The following is a 7,039-nucleotide window of genomic DNA, read 5'->3' as shown; positions in this document are numbered from 1 at the left end:
TCTTCGTGCACATCAATCGCCAGGTTGACGGTCGACAGTTCGGCCAACGGCGTCTGGCTTGGGCACAGGGTGATCAGCGAAGCGCCACTCTCGCGAACGAGGTTGGCGGTGATCAGCAGATCCTTGGAGCGCCCGGACTGGGAAATGCAGATCGCCACGTCGGTCGGCTTCAACGTCACCGCCGACATCGCCTGCATGTGCGGGTCGGAGTACGCCGCCGCCGTCAGCAGCAAACGGAAGAACTTGTGCTGCGCATCCGCCGCCACCGCGCCCGACGCACCAAAGCCATAGAACTCGACACGCTGCGCCTGAGACATCAGCGTCACCGCGCGCTGCAACTCCACCGGATCAAGCTTCTCGCGAACCTCCATCAGGGTGTGCAGCGTGGTGTCGAAGATCTTCAGGCTGTAGTCGGCGACCGAGTCGTCCTCATGGATCGCGAACTGACCAAAACTGGCACCGGCAGCCAGGCTCTGCGCCAGTTTCAGTTTCAGATCCTGAAAACCTGAACAACCGATGGCGCGACAGAAGCGCACGATGGTCGGCTCACTGATGCCGACGCTGTGGGCCAGATCGGCCATGGAACTGTGCATCACGGCCGCAGGGTCAAGCAGCACGTGGTCGGCGACCTTGAGCTCCGACTTGCGTAACAGGTGACGTGACTGGGCGATGTGTTGCAGCAGATTCAAGGGGCTGGACTCTTCTTATGGGCAAGGATGTAGCACGCTTGTAGTTATACTACATGAATTGGCTTTTTGCCTGCTCAATGCGTAACTCAATGTCCCCGTATTGGGCGTGATGACGCGCATGTAGCACTTAAAACGGTTTTGCCTGCTCACGCAAAAGCCCGGCCAGCGCGGCAGCTTCTACCGGACGACTGATCAGATAGCCCTGCACCTCGTCGCAGCCCTCGGCCCGCAAAAACGTCAGTTGCTCCGGCCGTTCGACTCCTTCGGCCACCACCTTCAACGACAGTCCGTGGGCCATGGCAATGATCGCGCGGGTGATCGCCGCATCCTCACTGCCCTCGCCCAGGCCGCGAATGAACGCCTGATCGATCTTCACGTAATCCACCGGAATCCGTTTCAGATAACTCAACGACGAATACCCGGTGCCGAAGTCGTCGATGGCCAGTTTCACCCCCAGATCCCGCAGTTGCTGGAACGTCGCAATGATGTGTTCAACGCTGTCGAGCAACTGGCTTTCGGTCAATTCCAGCTCGAGAAAATGCGGCGCCAGACCGGTCTCCTCCAACACCTGCCGCACCAGACTGACCAGTTTGCCCTGACGCAGTTGATGCACCGAGAGGTTCACCGACACGCGGATCGCTTCCAGGCCCTCGCGCTGCCATTCGCACGCTTGCCAACACGCCTGACGCAGGACGAACTCGCCGATGGGGCCGATCAACCCGGTTTCTTCGGCCAGCCCGATGAAATCACCCGGCGGTACCTGCCCCAGAATCGGATGTTCCCAGCGCACCAGAGCCTCAGCCGCATTCAGCCGACCTGTCGCCAGGCACAACTTCGGCTGATAGAACACCTTCAGTTGCTTGTCTTCGATAGCTTTGCGCAACTGGTTCTCCAGTTGCAGACGCTCAAGGGTGCTGGCCTGCAGGCTGTCGGTGTAGAACTGGAAATTGTTGCCGCCCAGATGCTTGGCATGCTGCATGGCCATGTTCGACTGACTGACCAGCGCGGAAATTTCACGGGCATTGTCCGGCAGCATACTGATGCCCATCGAGGCGCTGACCACCAGTTCATGCCCTTCGACCGTCAGCGGCAGACGCAGCTTGCTCGACAACCGCGTGGCGACCCGCGCCAGGCTCGACAGGTTGCCGTAGGCGTCGAACAGCACCGCGAATTCGTCACCGGACAACCGCGCAATCGTGTCCGCTTCCGGCAAGGCATTGACCAGCCGCCGGGACATTTTTTGCAGCAACTGGTCAGCGATCTCATGGCCGAGGCTGTCGTTGAGCAATTTGAAACGATCCAGATTGATGTGCAGCAACGCCAGACTGCGCCGTCCGCCCTGCCGGACCCGTTGGTGGGCTTCGTGCAGGCGCTCGCGAAACAGCGAGCGATTGGCCAGTCCGGTGAGTTCATCGTAGTGCGTCAGGTAACGCATGCGCTCTTCGGATTCGCGCCGCGCCGAAAGATCGGCGAAGAAGCCGACGATATGACTGACGTTGCCCCGACTGTCGCGCACTGCATTGAGTTGCAGCCACTGTGGATACAACTCGCCGTTCTTGCGGGTTTCCACCAGTTCACCTTGCCAACTGCCATGCTGCTCCAGCGCATGGCGGATCGCGACGTAATGCCGACGGGCATCGCGGCTGCACGGCAACTCGACGACATTGCGCCCGAGCATGTCGTCGATGTCGTAACCGGTCACCCGGCTGAAGGCCTGATTGATCGCGATCAGCGCGTAGTTCGGGTCGAGGATCACAATGCCTTCGCTGGCCGCTTCGAACACCGTCGCCGCCAGGCGCTGCTGCTCTTCGAGGCTTTTGCTGGCGCTGATGTCGCGGCGGGTGCCGACCATGCGGATCACTTGCCCGCTCTCGCTACGTTCAACGGCGCGGCCACGGTCTTCGATCCACACCCAGTGACCATCGCCGTGGCGCACGCGGTATTCGATCTGATAGTCCTCGGTGCGGCCCTTCAAATGCTCGACCAAGGCGTGCTTGAGCGACGGCACATCCTCCGGGTGCAGGCGTGGCTTGAGGTCGCGCAGGATGGCCGTGACGTATTCCGGGGCGAGGCCGAACAGCTCCTGAATCTGCGTGTGATGAACCTCGTCGGTCTGCAGGTTCCAGTCCCACAACCCCAGCTCGCTGGCCTTCAGCGCCAGCGCCAGGCGCGCTTCGCTTTTGCTCAGGGCCTGATTGGCGGCGTCCAGCTCGCGGCTGCGCTGAGCGACGCGGTCTTCCAGGTCGACCTGCGCTTCGCGCAACTGGCCTTCGGCGCAACGCCGCTGCTCGATTTCTCGCGCCAGCTCCTGATTGAGCTGTTCGCTGCGCGACTGCGTCTGCTGAAGATGTTCGATCAGGTGCTGATTCTGAAAGCGCCGCAGCAAGCCACGATCAATCAGGCGATTGACCTGCCACGCCACCACGCTCAGCGAGCCGAGCAGAATCAGGCCCAGCCAGCCCCAGCCGCGCGCCTGCTCGTCGCCGCCCCAGAACAGATAGCCGATCGCCGGCAGCAGGCACGGCAAGGTAAACGACAGAAACGCCGGCAGGCTCACCGCATAGGCGACACTGGCCGACAATGTCGCGGCACCGATCAGGCCGAACACCCAGGCCTGCTGCATGAAGTTGTCGGCCGGCACCAGGGCAATGCCAGCGCCAGCCAGGGTCAGGCCGGTCATGGTCGAGCCGAGCAGGAACATGCGGAACCAGATCGGCTGGGCCTGGCGATTGGGTATCGCCGAATCGAACGCCGCCACTTGAATCACGCGCAACGCCACCAGCGACAGCAACCACACCAGCCAGACACTGACCACGAAGTAGCGCTGCGGGCTCCAGAGCAAAGCGGCGCAGACCAGACCATTGATCAACATGAACAGGGTGGGCAACAGAGAGCCCTGGTACAGCAGGCGCGTGCGCTCCACCGCCATTTCGACGGCATAGTTCTTGCGGATAACCCGGGGTTCCACAGAGGGGCCCGACAGTTCGGAGCTGAGGGTCATGGGCAACGTTCTTGTTCTTATAAGGGGGGCGTGCGCCCGAAACGTGCACGGAGCATACACAAGCCGATCCCGTTGCCAAACTGCCCCAGGTCATAATTTCAGCGAAACATTTGCTCCCCGCAACGACGCCGAAACCCGCAGAGCCACACGGACTCACGCCTTCAGCCGATGACCGACCGGTCGTCATCGGCAGCACTTTCATCGGCTAATGCAAAGCTCGGTTTGCCCGGGCCTGCGGCGCACCCTAGAATGCCCCGATGCGCGATGATCTCTCCCTTCTGCTGAACTCCCTCAACGATGCCCAACGCCAGGCCGTAGCCGCCCCGTTGGCCGTCAGTTGGTCCTGGCCGGTGCTGGCTCCGGTAAAACCCGAGTGCTGGTGCACCGTATCGCCTGGTTGATCCAGGTCGAGAACGCCTCGCCCCACTCCATCCTGTCGGTGACGTTCACCAACAAGGCCGCTGCCGAGATGCGTCACCGCATCGAGCAGTTGCTGGGTATCAACCCGGCCGGCATGTGGGTGGGCACCTTCCACGGCCTGGCGCACCGCTTGCTGCGGGCGCACTGGCAGGAAGCGGGTTTGAGCCAGACCTTCCAGATTCTCGACAGCGACGACCAGCAACGACTGGTCAAGCGAGTGATCCGCGAGCTGGGTCTGGACGAGCAACGCTGGCCGGCCCGGCAGGCCCAGTGGTTCATCAACGGGCAAAAAGACGAAGGTCTGCGCCCGCAACATATTCAAGCCAGTGGCGATCTGTTCCTGGCCACCATGCGCGGCATTTACGAAGCCTACGAGGCGGCCTGCCAGCGTGCCGGCGTCATCGACTTCTCCGAACTGCTGCTGCGCGCCCTCGACCTGTGGCGCGACCACCCGGGCCTGCTGGCGCATTATCAGAAGCGCTTCCGGCACATTCTGGTGGACGAGTTCCAGGACACCAACGCCGTGCAATACGCCTGGTTGCGTCTGCTCGGCAAGGGTGGCGACAGCCTGATGGTGGTCGGTGACGACGACCAGTCGATCTACGGCTGGCGTGGCGCGAAAATCGAGAACATCCATCAGTACTCGTCCGACTTCCCGGATTCGGTGACCATTCGTCTGGAGCAGAACTACCGCTCCACGGCCGGCATCCTGAAAGCGGCCAACGCCCTGATCGCCAATAACACCGGGCGCCTGGGCAAGGAGCTGTGGACCGATGGCGGCGACGGCGAAGCGATCAATCTGTACGCCGCGTTCAACGAACACGACGAAGCACGTTACGTTGTCGAAACCATCGAAAGCGCGCTGAAAACCGGCCTGGCCCGCAGCGATATCGCGATTCTGTACCGTTCCAACGCCCAATCGCGCGTTCTGGAAGAAGCCTTGCTGCGCGAACGCATTCCGTACCGCATCTATGGCGGCCAGCGCTTCTTCGAGCGCGCGGAAATCAAGAACGCCATGGCCTACCTGCGTTTGCTCGAAGGCCGCGGCAACGATGCCGCGCTGGAACGGGTGATCAACGTACCGGCCCGTGGCATTGGCGAAAAAACCGTCGAAGCGATCCGCGACCACGCACGCCACAGCGATGTGTCGATGTGGGAAGCGATGCGCCAACTGGTGGCCAATAAAGGCCTGACCGGTCGCGCCGCCGGGGCGCTGGGTGCGTTCATCGAGCTGATCGAAAACCTCGCCGCCAAGTGCATGGAGATGCCGCTGCACCTGATGACCCAGACCGTCATCGAGCAGTCGGGGCTGATCGCCTATCACGAAGCGGAAAAAGGCGAGAAAGGCCAGGCCCGGGTGGAAAACCTTGAGGAACTGGTCAGCGCCGCGCGCAACTTCGAGAACACCGAAGAAGACGAAGAGCTGACACCACTGGCGGCGTTCCTCGGCCACGCTTCGCTGGAAGCCGGAGACACCCAGGCCGACGAACACGAAGACAGCGTTCAGCTGATGACCCTGCACAGCGCCAAAGGCCTGGAATTCCCTTACGTGTTCCTGGTGGGCATGGAAGAAGGCCTGTTCCCGCACAAGATGAGCCTGGAAGAACCGGGGCGCCTTGAGGAAGAACGGCGCCTGGCCTACGTCGGTATCACCCGGGCCATGCAGAATCTGGTGATGACCTATGCTGAAACCCGACGCCTGTACGGCAGCGAAACCTACAACAAGGTTTCGCGTTTCGTACGCGAAGTGCCGAAGGGCCTGATTCAGGAAGTGCGTTTGTCGAACAGCGTCAGCCGACCGTTCGGTGGCAACCAGTCAATGAGCGGCAGCAACCTGTTCAGCGGCAGCGAAATTCCGGAAACCGGCTTCAGTCTGGGCCAGGCCGTTCGCCATTCGATCTTCGGCGACGGCGTGATCCTCAACTTCGAAGGCGCCGGCGCGCAGGCGCGGGTTCAGGTGAATTTCAGCGAAGGCAGCAAGTGGCTGATGCTTGGTTACGCCAAGCTGGAAGCTATCTAAGGCTTTGCTCGATTGCTCTTCTGCAGGAGTGAGCCTGCTCGCGATAGCTTCACCACGGTTTGACAGTTAGACCGAGGTGCTTCAATCGCGAGCAGGCTCACTCCTAAAGGGTTTGTGTGAGCTTTGATGCAATTTGGGAGCAATTCATGGGCTCAGGCTTCTTTTCCTCCTGGACATTCTGGGCCCTGCTCTCGGCGACTTTCGCTGCACTGACGGCGATCTTTGCCAAAGTCGGCATCGAAAACGTCAATTCCGACTTCGCCACCCTGCTGCGCACCATCGTGGTACTGGTCAGCCTGGCCTTGATTTTGTACGCGACGGGCCAATATCAGTCCTTGGGTTCGATCTCCGCCAAGAGCTATCTGTTCCTGCTGCTGTCCGGTCTGGGGACCGGCGCATCGTGGCTCTGCTATTTCCGCGCACTGAAAGTCGGCCCGGCCTCGCTGGTCGCGCCAGTGGATAAACTCAGCGTGGTGCTGGTGGCGGTGCTCGGCGTGATCCTGCTGGGCGAAAAACTCGACCTGCGCCAATGGGGCGGCATCGGCCTGATCACGGCAGGTGTGGTGATGTTGGCGTTTCGTCGCTAAGGCGATTTCTCACTGAACCCGTCGTCGTTTCCTACAGCCAAAAGTAAACAGCCTTATTGCCCTGACCAAGCTGAACCTAACCTGTCAGGCAAAAGCCCGAAACACTCTCTCGCTAGCCAGTAACACTTCAGCTGTGCAACATGGCGCGCGTGTCTCCACAAACGGGAATTCCCTTTATGAAACGTTTTCTTAGCATCGCCATGGCGTTGTGCATCGGCCTGACGATGAGCCTCGACGCCAACGCCAAGCGCTTCGGTGGTGGCAAAAGCGCCGGCGCTGCGCCGACGCACCAGACCAGCCAGATGGCTCCTTCTTCTCCAGG

Annotated in this window: 3 protein-coding genes and 2 pseudogenes; 3 read left to right on the top strand and 2 right to left on the bottom strand. The window is 61.2% G+C overall.

Annotated features, from left to right (window positions below; genetic code table 11):
• A partial coding sequence (locus tag DBR24_RS24215; RefSeq protein WP_128615997.1) for an SIS domain-containing protein occupies nt 1-689 on the bottom strand: 689 nt, incomplete at its 3' end.
• A gap of 127 nt (nt 690-816) precedes the next feature.
• Nucleotides 817-3,690 carry a bifunctional diguanylate cyclase/phosphodiesterase gene (locus tag DBR24_RS24210; protein WP_128615996.1) on the bottom strand — a complete coding sequence of 958 codons (2,874 nt, stop codon included), beginning with the start codon at nt 3,688-3,690 and terminating at the stop codon, nt 817-819.
• A 257-nt stretch (nt 3,691-3,947) separates the two neighbouring features.
• Between DBR24_RS24210 and uvrD the strand changes: the two are divergent.
• The 3 genes and pseudogenes from uvrD to DBR24_RS34935 all read left to right on the top strand — a co-directional run.
• Nucleotides 3,948-6,130 (top strand): annotated as a pseudogene (gene uvrD / locus DBR24_RS24205) (DNA helicase II).
• Between the two features lie 146 nt (nt 6,131-6,276).
• Nucleotides 6,277-6,717: an EamA family transporter gene (locus tag DBR24_RS24200; protein WP_016984014.1), complete on the top strand. Its 441-nt coding sequence runs from the start codon at nt 6,277-6,279 to the stop codon at nt 6,715-6,717.
• Between the two features lie 176 nt (nt 6,718-6,893).
• Nucleotides 6,894-7,039 (top strand): annotated as a pseudogene (locus DBR24_RS34935) (hypothetical protein); the annotation flags it as partial.

This window comes from Pseudomonas sp. HMWF006 (assembly GCF_003061205.1).
GTDB lineage: Bacteria > Pseudomonadota > Gammaproteobacteria > Pseudomonadales > Pseudomonadaceae > Aquipseudomonas > Aquipseudomonas monsensis.
This window is presented reverse-complemented; position numbering and strand designations above follow the sequence as displayed.

What these genes read in the sequence shown, in the direction of transcription:
- DBR24_RS24210 (WP_128615996.1), bottom strand. Translation starts at nt 3,690, where the DNA reads ATGACCCTCAGCTCCGAACTGTCGGGCCCCTCTGTGGAACCCCGGGTT.
- DBR24_RS24200 (WP_016984014.1), top strand. Translation starts at nt 6,277, where the DNA reads ATGGGCTCAGGCTTCTTTTCCTCCTGGACATTCTGGGCCCTGCTCTCG.